Raw genomic sequence first — 24,483 nt, forward strand, 5'->3', positions numbered from 1 at the left:
GATGGTGCACAGTGAGATGGTGCACAGTGACATGAATAAACTCTATGCTGATAAAGGGTATATCAGTAAAGCGCTGTCCAGTGAATTGCTGGAGAAAGGCGTGAAGTTGGTGACGAACGTGCGTAAGAATATGAAAGCAAAAGCGATGTCGTTGTGGGATAGAGCGATGCTGTCGAGACGTTTCATCATAGAAACCATCAACGACCAGTTAAAAAATATCTCTCAAATAGAACACTCAAGACATCGCAGTGTGCATGGTTTTATGCTGAATATGATTGCGGGACTCATCGCCTATCAATTGAAAGACAATAAGCCACAACTGAACCTCACTAACGGGGAGTTTAATGCTATTGCAGTTATGGCTCGTTAAACCGATCTCAGGTTAACTAGATATACAGCCTAATTTTCAGCGTCAAGTGACCCTTACTCAGTTTGAACCCTCGCTCGCCCCGCAAAATATCGGTGAACGAATTAGTCGAGCGTCTTGCAAACCACACGCAGAATACGAGTAAACGTTTGGTGCAACATCCACTACTCGATGATATAGACCAAGCACTAGCGGCAATTGTGCGTGTAGTCGCGAGGAACACCATAGAACTCAGTTAATACAATCAGATAGGCGTGCTAAACAAACAACGCCCCCCACGATGCCCTAGTGATTATCGGGCTAACGGCTAACCCTAATCTTGAGTCAGAGCTTGAAGTATTAGTAATAGCCACTGGCATTACAACAAAACCCATAGAAAATCAGGCATCTATAGCGTCACAAATTGATGATAAGTACATTTAAGCGACAACAGCATTAACTCGACTGATGAATTCCTTTATGCATCTCTTTATGCAAGAAGACTACGTCCTTATCGATAATTTCGAGTCGCCAGCCATAGTGATGCGCGAGCCACTCAAAGGTCGCTTCGGCGTAAAAATTGATGTGGGTGGGATCGTTTTTATAGTGCCAGCGGGCAAATGCGATTTTATCCTGCACACGCTTGGTCATAACAGCCAAAATGCCATTAGGTTTTAATAACCTATCAAGCTGGGCAAGTAACCCTGCGGCACCACTCACGTGTTCAATGACTTCGGTTAAGGTAATAAAGTCGTATTGGCGGGCTAACGTTTCGGGATTATTAGCGTAATAAAGGTCGTAATTATCTATCTGATAACCGCGCGCCTTTGCCATTAGACTCAATGCCTTACCTTCTCCACAGCCAAAATCGAGCCCTTGGGCCGAAATGCTAACACGGCTAAGTAGTGGCTCGAGTGTGCGATTTAAAAATGTTTGATAGCCGAGATCATCGGCATGATTCTCGTGCTTATCGTACTCGGCTTTTTCTGCCTCGGCCGAAAGATAAAACTCAGAAGGCACGCTCACCAGTTGGCAGGTTTGGCATTGCTGGTAGCTACGCTTCCTATCTTGATGATAAGCGAGTAATTCAACGCCATGACATAAGGGGCAGATATTCAACAACAATTCCTAGGGATATTAAGGTGCATAGTAATGAGAATAGTCGTAATGCCCACAAATAATGCTAGCACTGACCAGCTGAAATCGACTATATCGATGGCCTGATTAAGGTTTAGGGATTTTACGCTCTTTTGCGGCGGCTTCTTTTGCTTCCCGTAAATATTTTTGCTCGCGACTTTCTCTTTCGTCGAACTGTTTTTGTGCCTTAAGTTTTTGCTGCGCTTCCCAATCGTTGGTTTGGGATTGTTGCTTAATTTTATCTTCCCGCTCTGTCGTCTCTTTAGTGGCTTGACGGGCCTTTTCTAATTGAGCCTGTTCTAATCGCTGTGAGTCGATGCGTGCCTTATCGGCTTTTTGCTCTAGGGTCAATCTAGGCTTTGGCGCCTCGGCGGCATTTGTTAACGCGAGATGAAAACTAAAGATGAGGACTAGCGATATTAATATTTTAGAGATTAACACTTTAAATAAATACGCCATTCCATGTCTCCTTGTATTCGATAATTGAATGAATCAATGATAAAAGCCAATTCACGCAAGATGTGCAAAACATAGCATAAAATCTGCCTAAGCTTGAAATATGCAGCAGGTGTTCTTAAAAAATATGCTTGAATACAAGTCTTAAACTACACTTTTTAAGTTTCTATTTGAGTGAAACAACAATTAGGTTTATTTTTAACCCCATTGGAATGATGTACTATTGGGCAACTTCGTGTTCAACGAAGACCTAAAAATGGGATGTGACTATTTTGCGTCACAAGGGAGTATCCTGAATGATCAGATGGCAACACTTACTTAAGAAACTCAGTACAGATGATCCTGTACTGCAAGAAAAGCTGTCTCTCTGGCAAGCACATCCCCATAAAACCCCCTTAGCCTTAATTCAAGGCTTTAGCTTTATTAGTGCCAACCAAGCCACCCTCAGTTATTTTGAGACTGAATACGATGCTTTTGTGAATGCGACTCCCTATGATTTTTCTCCGAGGATCCAATCTTCAGGCCGCAATAGTGTTGAATTTGCACGGGAAATGATCCTCGAAGCCATTGCAGGCAATAATGTTGAATTCAACTGGCTGCACATGAGCCAACAAGGCAATGAACTGCCGACTCGAATTAATCTCTATCGCTGTTATCTGCAACAACAGCCCGTGGTACTCGTTGAATTACAAGCTCTTAATCGCCGCAATCAAATGCGCGAAACGATTTCTGATGGTTTTGCTCATATTCCCAAAGAAATTTTGTCGACCACGCTCGAAGAAAGTGCCGAAGCTGTGTATATCACTGACACTGATAATCAAATTTTGGCTGTCAATAAAGCCATGTGTCGTATTTGCGGCTATAGCGCTGAGCAGCTCATCAGTAAAACCCCTGAATTTTTAGAAGTAAGAACCCATAATATGGGGGAAGAAACCGAATGCCAAATCGCCTTGAAACAAAGGGGATTTTGGCAGGGCGAAACATGGAAAAGACGTTCAGATGGCAGTAACTTCCCTGCTTGGCAGAGCAGTCGTAAAATCGTCACTGAAGATGATGCTCATTATAATGTGAATATTTTCAGTGATATTAGTACTAAAAAACTATTAGAAACCCAGCTAACAACTCGGGCTATGTACGATACCTTGACTGGATTACCTAACAGGTTCCATCTCAAACAGATCCTCAATAGTGCCCTCGAAAAACTTAAAACTGATCCCCTCGCACTGGGCGCGTTGATGTTTTTAGATCTCAATGGTTTCAAGAATATCAATGACAGCTTCGGTCACTCCATGGGCGATAGAGTATTACAACTCGTCGCCGCCCGTCTCGAGGCGGGTTGTATCGAAAAAGCCGATATAGCCCGTATGGGAGGAGATGAGTTTACCTTAGTGCTGCAAGACTGTAGCTGCAAAGATGAAATCCAACTGTTTGCAGAACAGATTCTCAGCTTATTTGAGAGCCCCTTTGAAATTGAAGGCCAAAAGTTCTTCCTCGGCACCAGCATAGGCATTGCGCTATTTCCTACCCACAGTAACCAAGCGGGACAGCTGATTAGTCTTGCCGATACTGCCATGTATTGCGCTAAAAAGAGCTTACCGCATCTCGTGTTTTACGATAAGGCAATGAGCCTAGCAGCCGAGTTAAAATTACAGTTAATCAATAACCTAAGACATGCACATAGCCTAAAACAATTCACTCTCGCCTATCAAGCCATAGTCGATTTACACACAAATCAAACTATTGCTGCCGAAGCCCTGCTCCGCTGGCAGAAGTCACCGACAGAATATTATGAAGCTGCCGACTTTGTGCCATTGCTTGAGGAAACAGGATTAATTGTCAGCATTGGCCAATGGGTATTAGAACAGGCCTGTGTACAAGCGGCCCTCTGGCGAGCACATTATCAACCCGACTTTAGAATTTCAGTCAATGTGTCACCACTGCAATTAGAACACTTAGATTTTATCGATCAAGTGATAAATGCCTTAGAAATGGCGAAGTTACCCGCTGATGCACTGATTTTAGAAATTACCGAATCGGCATTGTTACGACAACCGGAGCAAGCACGACTCACACTCAATCGTATCAAAGCGTTAGGTGTCAGCATAGCCATCGATGATTTTGGGACTGGGTTATCGTCACTCAGTCGCTTAGGGACTTTGCCAATAGACAGCGTCAAAATTGATGCCGAGTTTGCCTTGCGCTTAAACGAAGTCTCAGGACAAAAGCTCTGCAATGCTATAGTGCAACTCGCACAAGCACTCGACATTCACTTCGTCGCAGAAGGTATTGAAACTCAACAACAAAAAGACATAATGACTGACATGGGCCAAGGTTTCGCCCAAGGATTTCTATTTGGCTACCCGAGTTCAGTTGAAAACTTCACCCAAGCCTTTCTTGCGGAAAAACGCTTAGCCTAGAACAGATTTAGGACTGCCGATGTTCGCATCGGCTCGATAATCCGACTTGCGTACCGAATTAACGCTCTCAACGTTTACAACGGAAAACGAAAGATCCGCTAAGGTTTTATCGAAATATTTTGATGGGTCGCGAACGAAGTGGAAAGATTTTCTTGCAGAAAACATACGATTAAAGCTCGATAGCCCTGCCAGCACTCCATTTACTAATAGTAATGAATGGAATCACTCCCCTGCAAAGCCAGTGATGGCCTGGCAAAGCGCTCTCATCATTATCAATAAAAAAACCATATTTTAAGCTCGATAGCCCTGCCAGCACGCTATTTACTAATAGTAATGAATAGAATCACTCCCCTGCAAAGCCAGTGATGGCCTGGCAAAGCGCTCTCATCATTATCAATAAAAACACTATATTTAAGCTCGATAGCCCTGCCAGCACGCTATTTACTAATAGTAATGAATGGAATCTACTCCCCTGCAAAACCAATGATGGCCTGGCAAAGCGCTCTCATCATTATCAATAAAAAAACCATATTTAAAGCTCGATAGCCCTGCCAGCACGCCATTTACTAATAGTAATGAATGGAATTACTCCCCTGCAAAGCAATTGGCTGGCAAAGCTATCTCATCATTTGCTGCGCAAATGAATCCCAGTTATTAAACCGTATTTCACATTACGTTAGCGTGATCTGAATAAGATTTTGACTATTTTAATTCGTACGGAGTCTCAAAAACTCAATAACTTAAAAGCACTAATTCATACCTAAAACATCTAAGACTCAATAGCCTTAACCCCATCAACTATACCTTACCACTGGATTCATTTGAATTCTGATAACGAACCTGCACTGTACTCGGCATCGCCTTAATCCGCAGTTCCACCATAGCATCAAATGCCATCATTAACGGCTGAACATCAAGGGTAGGATCGAGGGCGCTTAACATATAAGCGCAAGCTTCTAAGGTCGATAAACTATCGCTACGACTCGATTTACGGATCCGATAGCGCGATTCATAACCTTCAGCCAAATGCACCGCAGGATACTGGGTTAACCAAGGATTCAGCTGCAGCATTTTGAATGCCTTACGCCAAGTGCCATCGAGCAACAGCAATACACAATCAGGATTGATATGTTGCTGTTCAACACTCACACTTAACGCAGAGGGATAGACGAGATAAATCGGCTTATTACACGCCGCTAAATATTCCCGTAAACCTTTGAAATCAGACTCGCTTTCACCCACATAAACTTGCGTTTTAGGTACAGCAAGACTCAATACCCGCACACTATTCTTCTTATGTTCGACTTCACTCGGGTGCTGTAAAACCACCAACTGAGTCATTGGAGAGATAGGCTGAACGCTCGCACATAAGCAAGCATTTTGCGGATAACGACAGATAGCACAATAGTGACGGGACAAGCTTTACCCTCGGTTTAGTGAGTTATTTTACGAGTATACCAAAGGATAAAAGGGTATTAGACACAATAAAAAATACCCACAGTTCGCGGTCAAACAAACTGTGGGTAAAGGGTGTACTCTGTAATTAATCAGTGCCGCGAACTAATGCTCGCCAACTAACTGCTCTTGGTGCCAGTGGTCGAATCGACTCAGCGCCATCATCAACAATAAACCAATAGAAAACACGCCCATGACGAGTGCCACTGCATAAGGTGCAGTTAAATTCGTTTGCTGTATAAGTCCAGCTAAAACGGATGCACCACTCATCTGAATAAAACCTAGCATAGCCGCGGCAGTCCCCGCTCGTTCACCGAAAGCTGACAGTGCCATACTGGTCGCAGGGCCGAGTAAGAAGGCAAATCCCACACATAACAACATCATAGGTAACATGAAGTTAAAAGCTGCTGCCATCCCTGTATTTGGACCAAACTGTTGCCCCGCCACTGTCGCCACTGAAGACAAAACGAGTAAGGACAGAGCCAAAATAACCGTTGGACGATTACCCAGTTTGCGAATAACGATCGGTGCCGCAAAACAGGCCACGATATTGAACACAGCATTGAGCCCGAATAAACCACTAAACGCCAGCTCAGAAACCCCTAAATGCCCAATCAACCACACAGGCGCATAAGACACATAACTCAAAATAGCCGCCATAGCTGACATACAAGCAAAGGCATAAAACAAAAAGTGGGTGTTACCGAGTACAGGTTTGAATCTGCCCCAACGGTAAAGTGGGCCAGTAGTAACAGTGTTGGCTGGACGAGTCTCAGGTAAGCGATAACCGACAACGAGCATCATCAACATGGCATATAACGTCATGAAAACGAAGGTTGAACGCCAGCCGAATTGCATCGCTAACAAGCCACCTAAGGTTGGTGCTAAAGCTGGGATCACGCAAATCGCGCCATTTAAGTAACTGTAAATTTTAGCGCCTTCTTTTTGTGAGTAGCAGTCGCGCACTGCACTAAACACCACAATAGAAGTTGAACAGGCGGCTAAACCTTGCAGCACACGAGCAATCTGTAACCAATGAAATTCGATGGCCGCGGCAGCGAGAAGACTACTTGCGCCGTAGAGTAAGACCCCGAAAATAGCCACAGGACGGCGGCCATAACGGTCGGCTAATGGCCCAATCAACACTTGGCCTAAGCCCATGGCGAATAAAAACAATACGAGCGTGGATTGCACATCACTGGCAGATACGGCGAATTCTGTCGCCATAGTTGGCATTGAAGGTAAATAAATATCGATGGCTAATGGGCTGAGCAGCACCATAGACATCAGGATAGGTAACAGATTGCGCCGCATAAATAATCTCAGTTGATCAGGGAAAGGTATTTCAGTGGGCGCTATTTTAATTAACTCAAGGTATGAACAGAAATGGTATAATTTCCAAAGTAAATTTCCTCTGAGGAATATCTGTGAATATCGACAACTTAGCTAGAATCGATTTGAACTTGCTGGTCATACTCAAAGTGCTGCTAGAGGAGCAGAGTGTCACTCGCGCCGCCAGCCGATTACATATAAGCCAGTCAGCACTCAGTAAGAGCTTAAATCGACTCAGAGAAACCTTAGATGATCCCCTATTTCAGCGCACGGCGCATGGCTTAAAACCCACCGCGCACGCCCTCATTCTTGGGCAAAAACTGCCGAATATATTGCAAGACTTGTATCAACTCACTCAGCCTCCGACCTTTAATCCTGCCAGTAGCAATCGACAATTTTCTTTTGCCATGGTGGAAAGCGCCTATGAAACCTTAATCCCATATTTTATCGGCCCTATGCTGACCACGGCACCCAACGTCAAACTCGACTCCTATGTCTGGACCGAAAAATCGATGCAGGATTTGCAGCAAGGGCAAATCGACTTTGGCATTTCAGGGCGGGATTTGCATCCACTGTCGGATTTTCAAGTGGATCGCCTGCCCGAAGGGATTGCCTATCAAACATTATTTACCGATCAACAAGTCTGCTTAGTGCGAGAGGATCACCCGCTGATGGCGGCGCTCACCTCAGAACAATGGAATTTACCCCTTTACCTCGATATGGCCCATGTGCAGGTTCGTTGTGAAGGTAGTGATTGGTGGGCACTGGATTACTTTCTTGCCGATCTTGGGCATAGACGCCGGATCAGCACGACTGTACCCGACTTTTATGGTGCCGCCAGCGTTTGCGCCCACAGCAATTTAATCTTCACTCTGCCGTCGAGCTTTGCCCGTCACGCCTGCCAACTTTATCCGCTCAAACAACTGCCACTGCCTTTCGAATTTATGCCAATGGCCTATGTGCTGTTATGGCATCAAAGAAATGATGAAGATCAAGGGCATAAATGGATTAGAGAAACCATTTGTCAAAGTGTGGCTAAGTTATTCAATCCCACAGAAATGCTTTAACACGACAAAAACGGCCAGTAAAAAGCCCGACAAAGTAAAGGCTTTATCGGGCTAATATCGAGACAAACAATTAAGAATAGCGATTACAGAATAAATGTCGCGACTTGCGCATTCAGGTCATTAGCGCGAGCTTTTAAGCCCCTCGCCTGTGCCAAATCTGCCATGGCCGATGCGGTAATCTCATCGGTCACATCTTTAATCGCAACCGTATTCTGGGTTATTTCACCCGTCACTTGAGTCTGTTCTTCCGCTGCGGTAGCAATTTGGCCTGCCATATCTGAAATCACGTTGACCGCTTGCGTAATCTCTTCAAGGGCTTTCGCCGCGGCATTGGCATCTTCTACGCTATGACCCGCTAATGCTTGGCTGCTTTCCATCAAGCTGACTGCTCGAGCGGTAGTGCGTTGTAGCGTTTCAATCGTGGTATGTACTTCCTGAGTCGAATCCTGTGTACGACGTGACAGTACTCGAACTTCATCGGCAACGACCGCAAAGCCACGACCCTGCTCGCCAGCACGAGCCGCTTCAATGGCTGCGTTAAGCGCCAACAGGTTAGTTTGCTCAGCAATCCCTTGAATTGTCGCCAGGATGCTCGAAATGGATTTAGCATGACGGCTCAAGTCTTCAATGACATCCGTTGCTTGAGTCACTTCATCGGCGAGGGAATTAATCGAGTTACGAGTTTTATTCACTAACTCTTTGCCCTGTAAACTGCTCGCTGCAGACTGTTGAGCCGCTGTTGCCGTGTTCTCAGCATTGGCTGCAATCTCATTAGTCGCACTCGCCATTTCAGTTACCGCAGTCGCGACCATAGCGACTTCTTGCTGCTGACGTTGTAACTCCGCAACTGAAGTTTGCGTGGTGGCAAGACTACGTTCAGCATCGGCATCTAACTCATTCGCTAATTGGCGAATATGGCTGATCAGCTGATGTTGACTGCCCACAAAGCGGTTAAAGCTGTCGGCAAGCACGCCCACTTCATCTTGAGTGTCGACTGAAATACGCTGAGTTAAATCACCATTGCCATCGGCAATACGCGCCAGTGCCTGCGATACTCGGCTCAATGGACCCAGCAGGACACTTACTAGCCAAGAAATGGCTAATACACTTAAGATCAACACGAGTGCAGAAAGCCCAAACTGAGTGAGTAACAAGCTCGACAGTGGCGACTCTAGCGTTTCCTTATCAAGCACTAACACTAATTCCCAATCTGTATTAGGGATATCAACGCTCCAGACTAATTTTTCACGTCCTTCATTTTCAAAATACATAGGCAACAGAGTGCCCGCTGCACGGCTTTGTTCTGGTAAGTTGCGATTAAGCTCGTTATCGATTTCAGCTATAGGTTTCATCGTCTTAGCTTGATCTTTATAAGCGATCACTGTGCCGTCTTTGTGCATCATGATGGCATAACCGTTTGCCGGTAACTTCATGCGGTTGACCTCTTCGATAAGATTACTAATCGATAGATCTCCAGCAATAACTCCGCCTGCAACAGGCTCGGCCAAAGTAACAACTAAAATACGGAGAGGAATGTCGAGATATGGCTGGGTTATTATATTTCCTCCAGCTTGCATTGCCTCTTGATACCATGACCTTGTACGAGGATCATAATTTGAATAGTCAGTTGCTGGCTCTGAGTCTCTCATATTACCGTTTGACTCACCAAAATATGTCGATTCAAACCCTCCCGATTGCTTAGCCTGTTTCATTGCTTGCACAATGTCATGACTCAACTGCCCACCGATTCCTTTAACAATTTGCTGACGGCTTACGAGCCACTCACTGATAAGTAGCGCTTGCTGCTCACCAAGTCGTTGAGCCTGCTCTAAATTCACATCTAGTAAGACTTTCTTCTGACTTGAATAACTCTGCCAAGATAATAATAATATGACAGATGAAAGAGCAAGAATAACGGAAAAAAGAATTTTCTGCCTTAATGAAAATGATTTCATAATATATTTTTCACAAATAAAGACCTGATAACCATACCGACTAAATATAACAACAGCTATTTTTAGCAGCAGTGAGCTTACTTAGAAACGTAAAAATGAATTATTTCACGTTGACCATGAAAGATAAATAAATTAAAAATAAAATTTAATCTTAACAAACAAACTAAATTAGCCAAATTTAAATAAGCACAAAACATTAAACAGGCTTAGCAATGCATATTAATGCAAACAACTAAGAATTAAATGCAACTAAGAATTAAATGCAACTAAAAACTTCAAGTTAAAACAGTTATTAAGTGATTTTAAGATATTATAAAAAATAAACAGAATGGTACCTTTAAATAAAGGTATAATTAACTCATTATTGTATCATCACAAACAATCTTAAAAAGTAATACCTTCGCGCCGTCTAAGGCGCGGAGGAAAACTATTAGTTATTGTAAACCTACGATTGAAATTTACTTAAATATCTATTATTCAAAAAATCGAGTTAAGGCAACTAAAGAATAAATGTCGCGACTTGCGCATTCAGGTCATTAGCGCGAGCTTTTAACCCTCTCGCCTGTGCCAAATCTGCCATGGCCGACGCGGTAATCTCATCGGTCACATCTTTAATCGCAACCGTATTCTGGGTTATTTCACCCGTCACTTGAGTCTGTTCTTCCGCTGCGGTAGCAATTTGGCCTGCCATATCTGAAATCACGTTGACCGCTTGTGTGATCTCTTCAAGGGCTTTCGCCGCCGCATTGGCATCTTCTACGCTATGACCCGCTAATGCTTGGCTGCTTTCCATCAAGCTGACTGCTCGAGCGGTAGTGCGTTGTAGCGTTTCAATCGTGGTATGTACTTCCTGAGTCGAATCCTGTGTACGACGTGAAAGCACTCGAACTTCATCGGCAACGACCGCAAAACCACGGCCTTGCTCGCCAGCACGAGCCGCTTCAATGGCTGCGTTAAGCGCCAACAGGTTAGTTTGCTCAGCAATCCCTTGAATTGTCGCCAGAATACTCGAGATAGACTTAGCGTGACGACTTAAATCGCCAATGACATCCGTTGCTTGAGTCACTTCATCTGCGAGTGAATTAATCGAGTTACGAGTTTTATTCACTAACTCTTTGCCCTGTAAACTGCTCGCTGCAGACTGTTGAGCCGCTGTTGCCGTGTTCTCAGCATTGGCTGCGATCTCATTAGTCGCACTCGCCATTTCAGTTACCGCAGTCGCGACCATAGCGACTTCTTGCTGTTGACGTTGTAACTCGGCAACAGAAGTTTGCGTGGTGGCAAGACTACGTTCAGCATCGGCATCTAACTCATTCGCTAATTGGCGAATATGGCTGATCAGCTGATGTTGACTGCCCACAAAGCGGTTAAAGCTGTCAGCAAGCACGCCCACTTCATCTTGAGTGTCGACTGAAATACGTTGAGTTAAATCACCATTACCATCGGCAATACGCGCAAGGGCTTGCGATACTCGACTCAGAGGACCCAGTAACATGCCAACTAACCAAGAAATGGCTAACACACTTAAGATCAACACGAGTGCAGAAAGCCCAAACTGAGTGAGTAACAAGCTCGACAGTGGCGACTCTAGCGTTTCCTTATCAAGCACTAACACTAATTCCCAATCTGTATTAGGGATATCAACGCTCCAGACTAATTTGTCACGTCCTTCATTTTCAAAATACATAGGCAACAGAGTGCCCGCTGCACGACTCTGTTCTGGTAAGTTGCGATTAAGCTCGTTGTCGATTTCACCTATAGGTTTCATCGTCTTAGCTTGATCTTTATAAGCGATCACAGTGCCGTCTTTGTGCATCATGATGGCATAACCGTTTGCCGGTAACTTCATCCGATTAACACCGTCAACTAGGCTTGCGATAGATAAGTCACCACCCACAACACCTTGTGCGGTAGGCTGTGCCATAGTCACAACCAGAATGTTATAGGCAACATCCACGTAAGGTTTTGTCAAAATAAGACCGCGCTCACTGATGGCTTGTTGATACCAAGGGCGGCTGCGAGGATCATAGCCCGTACGATCAATACTCGGATCAGAATCCAACATTTGCCCTGCTTGAGAGCCAAAATAGGTCAGCTGAAAACGGCCCGATGCCTGTGCTTGTTGAAGTGTATTGAGGCTGTCACCTTCAACTTTGTTCGCCAGGGCTCCCATAATATCTTGGCGGCCAGCCAACCATTCTTGGATCCGCTCAGCCTGCTGTTCACCTAAGCGCTGCACTTGTTCTAGGCTGTTTTGTAACAGCTGGGATTTTTGGCTGGAATAACTTTGCCATGACAACAAACCAATCACGAGTGAAAGGGCTGCCACGACAGAGAACAGAATTTTTTGCTTGAGCGAATATGAGTTCATGTTGGCGTCTAATTAATTAACAAAGCAGTGAAACAAGAGGGTGTTTGAGCGGGTCGAACGAACATTTACAACCAATATAATAAGGCGGCTAACTGAGTTAAAACTGCAGTTAAATTTGAGCTGAATTTTCTCATATTCTGTACAGTTAGCAAAGAAATTGCTCAGATTTACATCAAAAAGATTTTAGCAAACACATATAATTAACCAACCGTTATTCGAGCAACAACATATAGATAGGCATGCGATCACATATCAAAGTAATGCGCAACACCAAAATGGCCTCCGGAGTAAAATAAAGTAAATTAATCAAGATTAACGTGACCTAGACGCACTCGCTATTGCACACTAAATGTCCACTGCCTATCGAGGAGTTCTTATGATTTTTCAACAGTTCCAACAGAGCCCACTGCAGACCCGAATTTCTGGCCCACGGGCTTGGTTAGCGATGGCAATTAGCATTAGTCTAATTTGTTTATCACTATTTTTATTGCCCTTCGTGCTCTTATTTGGCGCGATTGCGCTCGGTTGTTTAGTCCTATTTAGCCGCTTTTATATGGCACATCAGTTGGCTAAGTTTAATCAGGCTCAGGCAAGCGCAACGCAACATGCCCACGCGACAGAGGAGCCGCAGAGTCAGGTTTATGGATCTGACACTATTGTTAGGGAATCTAATGCGGCACGCCATCAAGGGCGCACTTTTGAGCATAAAGAGGATGAACACTAGTTCAATCGAAGCAAAACTGCACTTAAGCGAGTAAGGTCTGCGCGCGTTTAAGGCTATGAATTTCGGCGGGATCTTGGGTTACCTCAAGCACATTTTCAATCTGTAATACCAGTGAACGCCACAGAGGCTCGATAATATCCGCCTCTTTTTTATTGGCATTTTGCCGTGCCAGCTTAAGCAAAGCAGCAGCTCCAACGACATCAATTCGTCCTAAGATACCGTCGGCCAGTGCCATACTCAGCTCAATCATCGCAGGCACACTGTGGCTATATTTTATCACTTGGCGCAAATAATCCTCAGCTTGAGTCAAATCACTGCCAAAGGCATTGTCATCATTGAGCATATGTTGCGCCCGCGTGAGCATAGCATCGAGTTGTCCTTGCTCGGCAGCTTCGGCCATCCAATGCTCACTGGCAATCATATCTCGAGTACAACCATCTCCATTGGCAAGCATTAATGCTAAATGATACTGGGCATGGGGATAACCTGCTTGCGCGGCTTTGCTTATAAAATGATAGGCTTGAGTTAAGTTCTTTTGCTGGTAATGCAACACTCCTAAATTCGCCATCGCTTCAGTTTGCTCGCCATCTGCCGCACCTTGTAAATATTGCTGTGCTAACTTGCTGTCGGGTTGAAACGACTCACTGCCTACAAGATAAAAATATCCCAACAACGCCATCGCATTGACCACACCTGCTGCTGCTGCAGTGGCAATGATCTGTTCACCTTTAGCCACTTCTGGCGCGCCTTGATAACCGTGGATCAGTGCTACGCCATGCTCATGTAAGGCTTCCATGTGCTTAGGTGCCGCAAGGGAAAACCAATAGGCCGCTCGGGCAAAACTGTCAGCAGCGCTAATGTGAGAAATGGTATTTAGAGGTGAAACTATGGATAAATCTTGGCTTGATATAGCTTCGGCTTCAGCCACAAGTTCTTGCTCTTTGAGCAGTTCTTGTTCTTTCAGTATCAAAGCCTTGGTCTTAAACGATATCCCCACCAAATACTGCGCTTGCGGGTCATCTTCCATCACAGCGCGGTAGCATAAGTCCCTCACCGTCATTGCGTCAGTCGCTTCATAACAGTAGTCAGGGGCAACTCGACCTTTAACCTTAGGATACAAGTGCTCGACTAAAGTCAGGACATCTTTAATGGATTTTTGCGCTAGCGCGAGTAATTGTTCTTGGGTGAGATGGTATTTCTCAGGATGAGCGCCGCGGTTACCGTCGGCACGCAATCGATGCAGGGCACGAGTGGTCTTCACATCAATCACGCGCCGCTGATTTAGCTGTTCGATCCTATCGTATAAATTCGGACTCGAAAACGCGATTTGCTTATCTTGCCCCAGTAACTCTGTAAGTTTATGGGTAAAACTGCGAATGTGTAGCAGCGACTGTGTCGGTACATCCTGCACATAGCTTTTAGCCTTGAGGTAATCATCACTCAAGGAGACCGAAAAATCGTGGATAAACTCACTATCCTTAATGACTGTTTTCGTCCCCATGAGTGATTCCCTGCAGGCTGAATTGATGTTGCACTATTCGACGCTTGGTTTTTTCGACACCATATATAAGCGGAACAAAGCGACGTTAACGAATAATCCAATAAAAGACATAAAAGTATCCGCTAACATTTGCACAGGTAATCCGCCCATGGACGCTAACCCAGAAAGCTGGCTACCTATGACTGAGAGTGGTAAATATAACATCAATAATGCAATGGTTTTCAGTACGATAGGGCCACTAAAACTAAAACTACCCTTAATCGCTTCTAGCGGTGTTAAGCGCTCAACCACAACCATAAAGTTCACATAGGCTAAACGCGCAAAGAGATAGAAGCTAATTACCAATCCTACCAGCCACACAGGACCGAAGGCGGCAAACAGCATCACTGGTGCTAAAATCGCTAGACCAGAAAACACCCCAGCCAATAATAATGGTGGAACAAAAGGTAAACTCGCCTTCAACACCACTCCCGCTGAAGGACTATGCCCTTGTGAGCGCAGTTCTAAAAACAGAGTCAAAGCGGCAATTAATACCGAAAAAGTAAGTAGTAACAGCATCATGGCGATCATATGCGGCGCGCCAAACTGTGGGTTTTCTAGATCAACTTTACTCATCTCTATACCAAGCCATAACTGGATCCCCACTTGGATCAAGAGTAATGGGATCGTCAGCATAGCGAGTTGCGCCAGATGATTACGGAAGAAGTTATAGGCTTCTGACAAAATTGCGGATAGTGACATGCGACTTTCCAAATAATTGAAATGAATTAACACTTAGAATTGCCGCTAAGGATACCGAAAATCCCTTGGCAATGCACAGTAGAAATCACCAGTGTGAACCGTAAATCACAGAAAACTACTGCAACAAAAGTGACAAACCCGCTAAACTGTCCAGCGAACTCGTGCGCAAACCATCAAAGGACGCTTCCATATGAAACACACTCTGACCTTCTCTATCCTCCTCAGCACTTGTATTTTAGCGGCGCCCGCCAGTGCAGGCTGGTTAGATAACTTGGCAGGAACTCAAGCCAAAACTGAAAAAGCGACCACTACAGCAGCGGCTACTCAGTCGAATGATTTAGTTGGTAGCGTCATGTCACAATTGGGTTTAAACCAAACTCAAGCCGAAGGTGGCTTAGGCAGTTTATTAGGCTTAGCGCAATCAAGCCTAGGAACAACCGACTACTCAAAACTGGCTGCCAGCATTCCTAATGCCGATAGTTTGCTCGCCGCTGCGCCTAAATTGGACTCAAAATCGGGTGTTTCTGGCTTATTATCCAAAGCGGGTGATTTAGGTTCATCACTGCAAGGCAGTGCTATGGTATTAGACGCCTTTGAAAAATTGGGTATTTCTAAAGATCTAGCAATGCCAATGATCAACATAGCTAAGTCTTACTTAGATACCAATGGCACTGAAGGCACCTCAGACTTACTGGTGAAAGGCCTGAACTCGCTACTGTAATTCAGTCTTACCTCACCCTAAGCAATACAAGGTTTAGGGTGAACTTTCACTTCCCAATCGACTCTACTTTATATTCCCTCCAGCATGAGAACCGCCAAATATGATTGCGAAATTAAGACGATTTTTTGAAGCTCATACTCAAGCAGTCTCCCCTGAAGACAAGGCACATCAACTTAAACTGGCCGCAGCGAGTATGTTACTTGAAGTCGTGTTTGCCGATGAGACCTTAACGGCAGAGGAAGAAGCCTTATTACCTAAGCTGCTAACCGATACCTTATCAATGTCAGAAGTAGACGCTAAGATACTGATTGATGAAGCTAAAAGCGTACAAGGCAGCGCGACCTCACTCTTTGAATTCACCTCAGCCATTAACGCTGAATTTAGCCTAGCGCAAAAGCAGCAATTGTTGCTCGCAATGTGGCAACTGGCCTACGCCGATGGCCAGCTATCCCAATATGAAGACCAGATCATTCGACGCACCGCTGATTTGTTGCACCTCAAACACAGCGAGTTGATCCAAATGCGTAATCTTGCCATAGCTGCCACCCAACAAACTGGCTAACCACATCCACTATTCAGTCAAAGTGCAAATCAACAAAAGCCCATAAAAAAGCGTGAATGCGAAACACCCGTTCCCCATTCACGCGATGGTCTTCTTAAGACTAAATTGATATCGCTCTTTGGCTAAAAATATTTTTACTGCCGCCCTACTCACCAAAAAACTAAACTAAACAAGCTCCTAAGCTAACGCTTTACCGATTTCATATCCCGAACCGTGTAATTCAGTCAACTTAGTCCTTAGCCCGCCCATCTCCATCTTCAATCCTTTCTTAGTCGCTAATTGAGATAACCAACTGGTTTTCTCCTCATCCTCAATCGTATCCCACTCATCTAGAACTTTGTAAGATAAGCATAATAACGCAGCAAGTTTTGAAAATGGGTTTGAATCCTTAGGGTGGTCTTGATACAAAATGCCTTGCACTAACGCTGGTGTAAACTTCCAGTTTTTCGCTAGTAATGCGCCAATATCCGGGGAATCATATCCGAGTAACTCGCGCTCAAACTGATGCTTATCTTTGCCCTGTGCCACAGCTTCGGCAATTTTCGCCGCATCTTCAGGCGATACTGCCGCAATCAATAGATCGCCAATACGATGTAAGATACCGCAAGTAAAAGCCTCTTCTGGGACTGCACCACAACGCTTTGCCATTTCTTGACTATAAAGCGCAATCTCAAAGGTTTGCCCCCAAAACTGGGCTAAATCTATTCCTTCACACTTAGGGACTGCACCAATCACCGCCGATGCGAGCACTAAGGTTCGTAGGGTTTGCATTCCAAGACGCACAACAGCTTCATCAATAGTGCCAACCTCTCGACTACGTCCATAGTGGGCACAATTAGCAAGGCGTAACACCCTAGCGCTGATTAAGGGATCGTGTGAAACTTTAGTGGCAATGCTTTTTACTGTCGCATTGTCATCATTGACCGCATCTAACAATTCACTGATCGCCTTAGGTAACCTAGGTAACTCATCGACACGATTGAGCAACGCAGCTGAATCCATATTTATTCTCCTTCCGTATGAATGATCAAAATATAGAACACAAGTTATCGCCTCGCTCACCGAGATACATTAAATATCAGTAATGTGCAGTCCTTCGGCAACAAAGCTTGGCGGCCATCAGACTTAAGGTTTACCTCTTTATTTCATGCAATTTAATCGCACTCAATCATATCCAGTTTCGAAATCCACTAAGCCACACAAAAAAGCCCCAAACTCTTATGACAATAAAGAGTTCGGGGCTTTCTTAATTAATCCATCATGTTGATTTAGCCCCAGAGGGGTCGAATATTACTCAGGTAACGCCAAACTTTGTTTGCGACTAATATGGGTCTTTTGCCACCACAAAAATGGTGCGACCACTAAGATCAACACAAGCACATAGGACATACTTGCACCTAGGGCAAAACCTAATACTAAGCAAAACGCACAACCCAGCGCCACCAGCGGCCAATTGTGCCGTGGTAATAACTTAGCGGCAGCGAGCATAGCCATCAAATAGATCACCACAAATACGCCGTTGCTCCATGCGATAAGGTGCTCTAGCTCTTGCCCGGTAAGGTAAGTCAGTACAATCACGCTTGCCATCACAGATAACAGCGCAGCAAGTGCGCGAATGGGCACTCCGTGGGCATTCTTAACGGCAAAGAAGCGCGGTAAAATGCCTTCACAACTAAAACTCCAGACCAAACGTGCCGCACTGGCCGCATACACGTTAACGGTTGCCAATCCACTTGCGATACCTAACACACCAATCACTTGTGCGCCGTAACCACCGAGCAGTTGGTCAAACACGCCGATCATGGCGACACTTTTATCTGTCGGCACTAATAGCAGTAAAAGTGTACAAGCCACATAAATCACGCCCACCAGCACTGTGCCCATCATCATAGCGGGGATCATATCCTGCTGCGGACGACGAAAATCATCGGCAAGATGGGTCATAGCTTCTATACCCAAGAAACTCCAAAAAGCGATGCCAGCGGCAATCATCACGGTCGGCATTTCAGGCATACCATGGCTAGCAAGTGTCGTGAGATGACCTTGCTGAAAACTACTCGCACCAAACAAGACCACAACAACGGCGACAATGCAAAGTGTCAGGCCAAATTGCAGCTTAGCCGACACTTGAATGCCTCTTAAATTAATCAGAAACAAGCCAAAAATCACGAGTATTTCAACACCAACCTTGGACCAACCCGATATCGGTATTAAGGCATTCACAAACTGAAAGGTCATCAAAATCGCGGCCGGAGCCCCCATGGGCACAACCAGTAAAAAGATCAGTCCAATTGTTCGACCAGCAGTGCGACCAAAGGCTTTTTCGACAAAGTAAGCGGGGCCTGCGGCATGGGGAAATACACTCGCTAAACGACCAAAGACCAGTGCCACTGGAATAATGGCCAAGGTCAACAAGATCCATGCGACTAAGGCGCCAGAATGCGCTTTTTCAATAGTCATCTGAGGCAAAATAAATACCCCTGTACCGAGCAAAGTGGTCGCCATTAAACCCGCACCTTGCCAACGACCTATAGTTCCGCTATTTGAATTCATCTGTTAATATTCTGTGGTTTTTGAGCTGTCAGTATAATGAGATTTCGCCCTACAATCTGCCGTTAATTTCAGTGTTCTCCACGTCCAATACCGGCAAAATCGCGGCAAATAACGTTATTTCCATCAAAATGACGGCCAGCTTAAATTTTGGTAAAATTTTAAGCAAAAATACTCAGCAAATTCTGTGGTTATTCAAACCAATGACAAAATAACACACAGATTCAATATAGCCATTTTCATTGGAGTCACCCTTGGATAAATTCGATACGGCCATCATTCATAGTTTGCGTCAGGATGCGCGCCAGAGCGTGTCGAATATCGCCGAACAGGTCAATCTATCCCGTAGTGCGGTTGCCGAGCGCATAAAAAAGCTCGAACAAACTGGAGTGATCCGTGGCTATCAAGTGCTCTTGAGTGAGTCGCAAAAAGAAGGAGTATCGGCTTATTTCGAAATCCAGCACCAATGTCCACGTTGCGCCGACGTGGTACACGTATTCCAAGCGATCCCCGAAGTGATTACCTGCCGTGGTATTTCTGGTGATATGGATTTACTCGTGTACGTGCATGCGCCCTCGATGCGCCGCCTGCATGAGATCCGTGAGTATATCGACACTCACACTGACATCATCAAGATCAAAACCCATGTGGTAATGAGTGAATGGATTAATAACCTCGGCGAGTAAATCGTGCCTCCCTAAAACAAGAAACGCCACCCTTAGGAATAAGGTGGCGAGGCCCGTTTGGAGGCAGGGCAAAATATTGAAGTGTAAAATATGGCATCCTTGCCCAGCGACCTCCCTGTTACACAACCAACCGCGGCTAGACTTAACCCTTGAGAGCTCAGCCAGCGCCGCAAGGGCCTCATCTACAATGTTTTCCTTTGACATTGTTTCCGCGATCCGTCGATTCCATTGATTATTATGATTTTTTCGTCATTAATTAACGGCACGCCTTAAGCGATCGTCATTTGTCCTGTATAGAGTATGAAGTTGCGTAGCAGTAATACCCCGATCAAGCTCAAGCAAGCCGTCCCCGCCACATAGGCCCATTTCCGTTTAGATGTCGCCGTCATAAACAGATTCATCGCCAATGGTCCAGACAAACCGAGTCCAATAATACCAAGCCAGAAAATCCATCCCCAGAAGCCATACCCTAAGGCATTAAAGGCGGCTATTTTACTCTGTCCACCTGTTAGCACTAAGCCCATAAAGAAGGTAAAAATCAGCACGATTTCAACTAAAATCAGTGGGATTTCAACCTTGTGGATAAAGTGCACCTCTTTGTCATTAGGTTTGCCATTCATCAACACGCCACCGAGTAAAGATGATGCCGCACCGGAAGACAAACCAGATGCCAAAAACAGCAGAGGTAACACAGGGTTTTTAAGCATGGGATAGCCTGGCAAGGCCGAGAGCAGGAAGCCTGTATACGCGCCCAATGCCAAGGATAGAATCACGAGCAATCCTGTAATTGTCGCTTCAAATCGAGCCAATAATGCGGTCAACTTAAGCACAATAGGAAAGCGTGTTTCACACCAAGCATCAACAGGTTTACGGAAGGTTAAACCAATCCACATAAACATGAATACTTGGTAAATCAGCAGAATAAGCACGCCCATCGACATGACAGATTTAGGGTTGTAGAACACCAAAATCTTCCAAAAATCGAGAGGTTTAGTTAAGTCTGCGACCAATATCCCTAACCCGGCCATCACAGCTACAGGCGCGACAATACAAGCGGCTCGCACAAAACCAGACTGATAGGCGTTTTGCTTCAAAACAAAATGTTTCAACAGTACGGCGAAGAACATGGCTCCCGCAGATACACCTGCTAAAAACAGGTAAATTGCAATCGGCCAATGCCACACTAAGGTATCAAAATGTAGGGCACTCATAGTATCACCTCCCCTGATTTTGCAACGATACGGAACAATTTAGGTCTCGTTCCAAGATCAACCTTAGTGCGCTGGGTTGGATTAGACCGCAGAACTTGAACAACCTCAGAAGTCGGATCTTTTAAATTACCGAACACGAGTGCCTTTGTTGGACAAGCAGCAACACAGGCAGGTTGTTTACCTTGAGCTAGGTTAGTTTCTCGGCAGAAATCACACTTATCCGCCGCATGGGTGACAGGATTAATAAAACGGACTTGATAAGGACAAGCTGCAATACAGTATTGGCAACCTACGCATTTCCATGCATCGACAGAAACGATACCCGTTTCTTTATCAATAAATGCAGCTCCAGTTGGACATACATTTACACAGGGCGCGTCTTCACAATGCTGACAAGACTTGCGACTAAAGTGATAAAACTGATTAGGGTATTCGCCAAAGGGACCCGCTTGCTTAATTTGAAGCCTAGACACACCTTCGGGTACATTATTCACTTCACGACAAGCCACCTCACACGCTTGGCAACCTATACACTTAGTTTCATCATGAATAAGTGCATATTTGACATCAGGTTCTGCTTTAACACTATCCGATGCATTCACTGTGGCGAGTAATGATGCACCTGTAGCGCCGGCAAATAAGGCACAGGTGCCTTTTAGAAATCTTCTTTTTGAATTTTCCATAACCTTACTCCTGCTTGCCAGTGTGGCAACTGCTACATAGCTCACTGCGAACCTTCGGCGTCATATCCGCCATTGGATCCGTTGGGCTATGTAATTTATGGCAGGCGGCACAAGGCACTTTTTGAGCATGTACGTTATGCGTCCAATCTGCTCCACTGAGTTTTTTCTTGGTATGACACTTCTGACACACTCTCAGCTGAACCGTCAGATCCGACGATTCTTCCATACCAAAGACCACCATATCATTCGGTTTCTTAGGGTGATCGCCCTTTTCTCCATGACAGGAAGAACAGCTCATTTTCATCGCATCTTGACCATGATGCCCTAACATTTGACCATTACGCTTGTGACACTTCATACAAGCATCACTGTTAATTTGATTGGCTGGCTCAGCACTCATTGCAGAAAAGCTTAAAAGCAACGCAGCAGCACCTAAGCGTAACGACCACAGCCATTGTCTTTTGGACATAGGAAGTCCTCACATTTATCCGTAGGAAGGTAAAGAAGGGGTCGAGTTCGGATAATTCCGAACCCGACGGTCAAGATCACACAGCCAAGGCTTGCTTAAGACTCTGAGTATCCCACTGTTTATGCTGGTTCATTTCAATGAAACTGATATTGAACTTGCTAAACAGTTTTTTCAGTGGTGAGTTAGTTTCTTTGCCAAAATCACTGATCACCATTTTCACTTCAGATGAATCATGGTCGATCAATACATAATCGAGTCGGCATTCATGATTTAATTCCGTATCATGTTTGTCCATCTCAAATACAGTGTCTAATGGCACGTTACAACAAACATCGTATTTACCTTCAACAACTGTTTTTAATGATTTAAAAAAATTGAAGCTTTGTTTATCAAACAATACTGGTTTAAGTTTCATCTCATGATGTGCGGCTTCATCAGGACCTGCTTTAAAAAACTTAATGCAAGTCATGACAAACATCACAAACACGAATGGTACTGCTACGAATAGTACGAAGTACATAAACGCATAGCTGAGAATGACTGAAGTATTCATACACGCCTCCAAAAACTAATTTATTTTTTGTTATCTCCTTTAAAGCAACTTTAGTATTATTTGAAAACACTTATCTTTTCTTGACGCATGTCACACTTGCAAATAACAACTTAAATATAAACAATGATTTACACGGCTCGTCACATTGCAAAATTATGTAAATCTTAAATACAAATATTGATACTTGATAATTCAGTATTTGTATTTTAAATATGTAAATATCAGTTTTTGAAATTTTAAATTTTATGAAAAACCATTTTAAATATTAAAAATAAAACAAAAAAACCTTTGATACACATAGATAAAATCTAGATCCAAAACTTGGGATTAGTTTCACATTAAAATTATTAATTAGCACCATAATTAGGCATTGATTTAAGTATTTGCTCAATATTAAGGAATATAAAAAATGCACATTAGTAACATGGATGGCCTCGATATTCTGAGTTTAAAAATACTTGTTTCATTATATGAGAACAAGTCAGCAACCTATGTATCGAAAGCGCTAGACATTCCAGCTCCTAAAATCAGCCGTAGCCTTAAAAATCTACGGGAAATTTTTGGTGATGAGTTATTTATTCGTCGTAAATATGGCTTATTCCCAAATGAGTTTGCTACTCATTTATATCCAATTGCAAAAGAAGCAATTGAGTGTACTGATAAGTTTCAAAAAGCCAGAATAGCAAACACTCGCCAAGTTAAGACACATGTCGAAATTGCAGCACCAGGGTTAATTGCCTACACCTTTCCTAAAGCCTTGATGCAGGCTATTAAAGAAGAGCAAAAACCCATGCACATTAATATAAACCCTTGGTCTATGCATACGACTCAAGACATTATTAATGGTGATACAACCCTAGGTATTTGTTGCAATAAAAGTGCTGCCGATGTTGCCGCCTTCGGCGATAAACTGCTAACGACTGAATTGCAACGTATGGACAAACTCTACCTGATTGCTAGCAGGCATCATCCTATTTTTAAACGGGAAATCACCCTAGAAACGATTGCGGAATACCCCTATGTCAATACGGATCTTGGTAATCCCAGCACCAAATTGAGTCCATACCAAGAGTTTTGCATAACGAATGGCATTAAACTCAATACTGAAATTACCATTACCAGTATTTCAAGTTTGTTTGAATATCTAGGCGAAAGTAATGCAGTCTCCCTATTGCCTTATCGGATAGTTTACGAAATGGTGAGCGATATTCCTGAACTGCATACGTGTCAACTATCGCAGTATGAAGCAGAACGTTTATATGCAGATACAGAAACCCCAACGATTTTCTTAGTGCAAAAAAATCAGCCTAATGCAATCAATGAGGACTTGAAATGGTTAAGCGGAGAGATTAAAAAAATCGTCGATCGTATTATCTAGCCAAGCAATAGCTCAACATATCCAAACAATAAACCACCGATACACGAGGTGACAGGCATCCTCTGCCTTAGCTTAGGCTCCACCTCAGCCCCCATGCGATCCACTCGAGAATTGTTAAACCAAGCATACATCTTGGAGCATAAACACGTTACACTAAGCCCATCTTTA

General features: G+C 44.2%; 23 protein-coding genes. 9 read left to right on the plus strand and 14 right to left on the minus strand.

Annotation, left to right across the window (positions count from 1 at the left end; genetic code table 11):
• Both L5L98_RS20860 and L5L98_RS20865 read left to right on the plus strand, forming a co-directional pair.
• The coding region (locus tag L5L98_RS20860; protein WP_263143275.1) for a transposase at positions 1–370 on the plus strand (370 nt) is incomplete at its 5' end.
• A 92-nt stretch (positions 371–462) separates the two neighbouring features.
• Positions 463–606: a hypothetical protein gene (locus L5L98_RS20865; protein ID WP_217363206.1), complete on the plus strand. Its 144-nt coding sequence runs from the start codon at positions 463–465 to the stop codon at positions 604–606.
• Positions 607–802: 196 nt separating this feature from the next.
• Here L5L98_RS20865 and L5L98_RS20870 read toward each other — a convergent pair whose 3' ends face one another.
• On the minus strand, positions 803–1,465 hold the full coding sequence (locus L5L98_RS20870) for a class I SAM-dependent methyltransferase (RefSeq protein ID WP_263143278.1): 663 nt from the start codon (positions 1,463–1,465) through the stop codon (positions 803–805).
• A 105-nt stretch (positions 1,466–1,570) separates the two neighbouring features.
• Positions 1,571–1,942 (minus strand): hypothetical protein, encoded by a 372-nt coding sequence (locus L5L98_RS20875; protein WP_113940294.1) that lies wholly within the window; start codon positions 1,940–1,942, stop codon positions 1,571–1,573.
• 293 nt (positions 1,943–2,235) lie between these two features.
• Here L5L98_RS20875 and L5L98_RS20880 point away from each other — a divergent pair, with 293 nt between their 5' ends.
• Complete coding sequence (locus L5L98_RS20880; RefSeq protein WP_212599549.1) at positions 2,236–4,356, plus strand: putative bifunctional diguanylate cyclase/phosphodiesterase; 2,121 nt, start codon at positions 2,236–2,238, stop codon at positions 4,354–4,356.
• A 798-nt stretch (positions 4,357–5,154) separates the two neighbouring features.
• Here L5L98_RS20880 and L5L98_RS20885 read toward each other — a convergent pair.
• Together L5L98_RS20885 and L5L98_RS20890 are read right to left on the minus strand one after the other, a co-directional pair.
• On the minus strand, positions 5,155–5,775 hold the full coding sequence (locus tag L5L98_RS20885; RefSeq protein WP_263143281.1) for a tRNA-uridine aminocarboxypropyltransferase: 621 nt from the start codon (positions 5,773–5,775) through the stop codon (positions 5,155–5,157).
• 141 nt (positions 5,776–5,916) lie between these two features.
• Positions 5,917–7,125: a multidrug effflux MFS transporter gene (locus L5L98_RS20890; protein ID WP_113940291.1), complete on the minus strand. Its 1,209-nt coding sequence runs from the start codon at positions 7,123–7,125 to the stop codon at positions 5,917–5,919.
• A 113-nt stretch (positions 7,126–7,238) separates the two neighbouring features.
• On the opposite strand from L5L98_RS20890, the gene L5L98_RS20895 reads away from it, so the two are divergent.
• On the plus strand, positions 7,239–8,210 hold the full coding sequence (locus tag L5L98_RS20895) for a LysR family transcriptional regulator (protein ID WP_113940290.1): 972 nt from the start codon (positions 7,239–7,241) through the stop codon (positions 8,208–8,210).
• Between the two features lie 83 nt (positions 8,211–8,293).
• Here L5L98_RS20895 and L5L98_RS20900 read toward each other — a convergent pair whose 3' ends face one another.
• Both L5L98_RS20900 and L5L98_RS20905 read right to left on the minus strand, forming a co-directional pair.
• Positions 8,294–10,165, minus strand: a complete 1,872-nt coding sequence (locus L5L98_RS20900; RefSeq protein WP_263143284.1) for a methyl-accepting chemotaxis protein — start codon at positions 10,163–10,165, stop codon at positions 8,294–8,296.
• Between the two features lie 499 nt (positions 10,166–10,664).
• A complete protein-coding gene (locus L5L98_RS20905; protein ID WP_263143286.1) occupies positions 10,665–12,536 on the minus strand; it encodes a methyl-accepting chemotaxis protein in 1,872 nt (623 codons plus the stop codon).
• Positions 12,537–12,912: 376 nt separating this feature from the next.
• Here L5L98_RS20905 and L5L98_RS20910 point away from each other — a divergent pair, with 376 nt between their 5' ends.
• The gene (locus tag L5L98_RS20910; RefSeq protein ID WP_212599545.1) at positions 12,913–13,260 is read left to right on the plus strand and encodes a hypothetical protein; all 348 of its coding nucleotides are present in this window, start codon (positions 12,913–12,915) and stop codon (positions 13,258–13,260) included.
• A 22-nt stretch (positions 13,261–13,282) separates the two neighbouring features.
• On the opposite strand, the gene L5L98_RS20915 is transcribed toward L5L98_RS20910, so the two are convergent.
• Complete coding sequence (locus tag L5L98_RS20915) at positions 13,283–14,761, minus strand: DUF4145 domain-containing protein (protein WP_263143288.1); 1,479 nt, start codon at positions 14,759–14,761, stop codon at positions 13,283–13,285.
• Between the two features lie 33 nt (positions 14,762–14,794).
• Positions 14,795–15,502, minus strand: coding sequence for a hypothetical protein (locus tag L5L98_RS20920; protein WP_105250588.1), 708 nt, complete (start codon positions 15,500–15,502; stop codon positions 14,795–14,797).
• Positions 15,503–15,692: 190 nt separating this feature from the next.
• Between L5L98_RS20920 and L5L98_RS20925 the strand changes: the two genes are divergently transcribed.
• Together L5L98_RS20925 and L5L98_RS20930 are read left to right on the plus strand one after the other, a co-directional pair.
• Positions 15,693–16,223, plus strand: a complete 531-nt coding sequence (locus L5L98_RS20925) for a DUF2780 domain-containing protein (protein WP_168827259.1) — start codon at positions 15,693–15,695, stop codon at positions 16,221–16,223.
• Positions 16,224–16,323: 100 nt separating this feature from the next.
• Entirely contained in the window at positions 16,324–16,785 is a 462-nt protein-coding gene (locus tag L5L98_RS20930; RefSeq protein ID WP_105250590.1) for a TerB family tellurite resistance protein, read from the plus strand.
• A 177-nt stretch (positions 16,786–16,962) separates the two neighbouring features.
• On the opposite strand, the gene L5L98_RS20935 is transcribed toward L5L98_RS20930, so the two are convergent.
• On the minus strand, positions 16,963–17,787 hold the full coding sequence (locus tag L5L98_RS20935) for an HDOD domain-containing protein (RefSeq protein ID WP_131525752.1): 825 nt from the start codon (positions 17,785–17,787) through the stop codon (positions 16,963–16,965).
• Positions 17,788–18,075: 288 nt separating this feature from the next.
• A complete protein-coding gene (yjeH, locus tag L5L98_RS20940; protein WP_113940284.1) occupies positions 18,076–19,338 on the minus strand; it encodes an L-methionine/branched-chain amino acid transporter in 1,263 nt (420 codons plus the stop codon).
• 251 nt (positions 19,339–19,589) lie between these two features.
• On the opposite strand from yjeH, the gene L5L98_RS20945 reads away from it, so the two are divergent.
• Positions 19,590–20,021, plus strand: coding sequence for an Lrp/AsnC family transcriptional regulator (locus L5L98_RS20945; RefSeq protein ID WP_006079646.1), 432 nt, complete (start codon positions 19,590–19,592; stop codon positions 20,019–20,021).
• Positions 20,022–20,290: 269 nt separating this feature from the next.
• Here L5L98_RS20945 and nrfD read toward each other — a convergent pair whose 3' ends face one another.
• The 4 genes from nrfD to L5L98_RS20965 all read right to left on the minus strand — a co-directional run bounded on the left by nrfD (position 20,291) and on the right by L5L98_RS20965 (position 22,937).
• Complete coding sequence (gene nrfD, locus L5L98_RS20950; RefSeq protein ID WP_105250593.1) at positions 20,291–21,232, minus strand: cytochrome c nitrite reductase subunit NrfD; 942 nt, start codon at positions 21,230–21,232, stop codon at positions 20,291–20,293.
• Positions 21,229–21,915, minus strand: a complete 687-nt coding sequence (locus tag L5L98_RS20955) for a 4Fe-4S dicluster domain-containing protein (RefSeq protein WP_105250594.1) — start codon at positions 21,913–21,915, stop codon at positions 21,229–21,231. The genes nrfD and L5L98_RS20955 overlap by 4 nt, the downstream gene beginning before the upstream one ends.
• A gap of 4 nt (positions 21,916–21,919) precedes the next feature.
• Positions 21,920–22,384, minus strand: a complete 465-nt coding sequence (locus L5L98_RS20960) for a cytochrome c3 family protein (protein ID WP_105250595.1) — start codon at positions 22,382–22,384, stop codon at positions 21,920–21,922.
• 76 nt (positions 22,385–22,460) lie between these two features.
• Entirely contained in the window at positions 22,461–22,937 is a 477-nt protein-coding gene (locus tag L5L98_RS20965; RefSeq protein WP_105250596.1) for a DUF2726 domain-containing protein, read from the minus strand.
• Between the two features lie 409 nt (positions 22,938–23,346).
• Here L5L98_RS20965 and L5L98_RS20970 point away from each other — a divergent pair, with 409 nt between their 5' ends.
• A complete protein-coding gene (locus L5L98_RS20970; protein ID WP_105250597.1) occupies positions 23,347–24,315 on the plus strand; it encodes a LysR family transcriptional regulator in 969 nt (322 codons plus the stop codon).
• Positions 24,316–24,483 lie beyond the last annotated feature (168 nt).

This window comes from Shewanella sp. SM23 (assembly GCF_025654295.1).
Taxonomy (GTDB): Bacteria; Pseudomonadota; Gammaproteobacteria; order Enterobacterales; family Shewanellaceae; genus Shewanella; species Shewanella oncorhynchi.

Bases quoted from the DNA above. Each gene is read 5' to 3' on its own strand.
- L5L98_RS20875 (WP_113940294.1), bottom strand. From the start codon at position 1,942: ATGGCGTATTTATTTAAAGTGTTAATCTCTAAAATATTAATATCGCTA.
- L5L98_RS20880 (WP_212599549.1), top strand. From the start codon at position 2,236: ATGATCAGATGGCAACACTTACTTAAGAAACTCAGTACAGATGATCCT.
- L5L98_RS20890 (WP_113940291.1), bottom strand. From the start codon at position 7,125: ATGCGGCGCAATCTGTTACCTATCCTGATGTCTATGGTGCTGCTCAGC.
- L5L98_RS20900 (WP_263143284.1), bottom strand. From the start codon at position 10,165: ATGAAATCATTTTCATTAAGGCAGAAAATTCTTTTTTCCGTTATTCTT.
- L5L98_RS20905 (WP_263143286.1), bottom strand. From the start codon at position 12,536: ATGAACTCATATTCGCTCAAGCAAAAAATTCTGTTCTCTGTCGTGGCA.
- L5L98_RS20910 (WP_212599545.1), top strand. From the start codon at position 12,913: ATGATTTTTCAACAGTTCCAACAGAGCCCACTGCAGACCCGAATTTCT.
- L5L98_RS20915 (WP_263143288.1), bottom strand. From the start codon at position 14,761: ATGGGGACGAAAACAGTCATTAAGGATAGTGAGTTTATCCACGATTTT.
- L5L98_RS20920 (WP_105250588.1), bottom strand. From the start codon at position 15,502: ATGTCACTATCCGCAATTTTGTCAGAAGCCTATAACTTCTTCCGTAAT.
- L5L98_RS20925 (WP_168827259.1), top strand. From the start codon at position 15,693: ATGAAACACACTCTGACCTTCTCTATCCTCCTCAGCACTTGTATTTTA.
- L5L98_RS20930 (WP_105250590.1), top strand. From the start codon at position 16,324: ATGATTGCGAAATTAAGACGATTTTTTGAAGCTCATACTCAAGCAGTC.
- L5L98_RS20935 (WP_131525752.1), bottom strand. From the start codon at position 17,787: ATGGATTCAGCTGCGTTGCTCAATCGTGTCGATGAGTTACCTAGGTTA.
- yjeH (WP_113940284.1), bottom strand. From the start codon at position 19,338: ATGAATTCAAATAGCGGAACTATAGGTCGTTGGCAAGGTGCGGGTTTA.
- nrfD (WP_105250593.1), bottom strand. From the start codon at position 21,232: ATGAGTGCCCTACATTTTGATACCTTAGTGTGGCATTGGCCGATTGCA.
- L5L98_RS20955 (WP_105250594.1), bottom strand. From the start codon at position 21,915: ATGGAAAATTCAAAAAGAAGATTTCTAAAAGGCACCTGTGCCTTATTT.
- L5L98_RS20960 (WP_105250595.1), bottom strand. From the start codon at position 22,384: ATGTCCAAAAGACAATGGCTGTGGTCGTTACGCTTAGGTGCTGCTGCG.
- L5L98_RS20965 (WP_105250596.1), bottom strand. From the start codon at position 22,937: ATGAATACTTCAGTCATTCTCAGCTATGCGTTTATGTACTTCGTACTA.
- L5L98_RS20970 (WP_105250597.1), top strand. From the start codon at position 23,347: ATGCACATTAGTAACATGGATGGCCTCGATATTCTGAGTTTAAAAATA.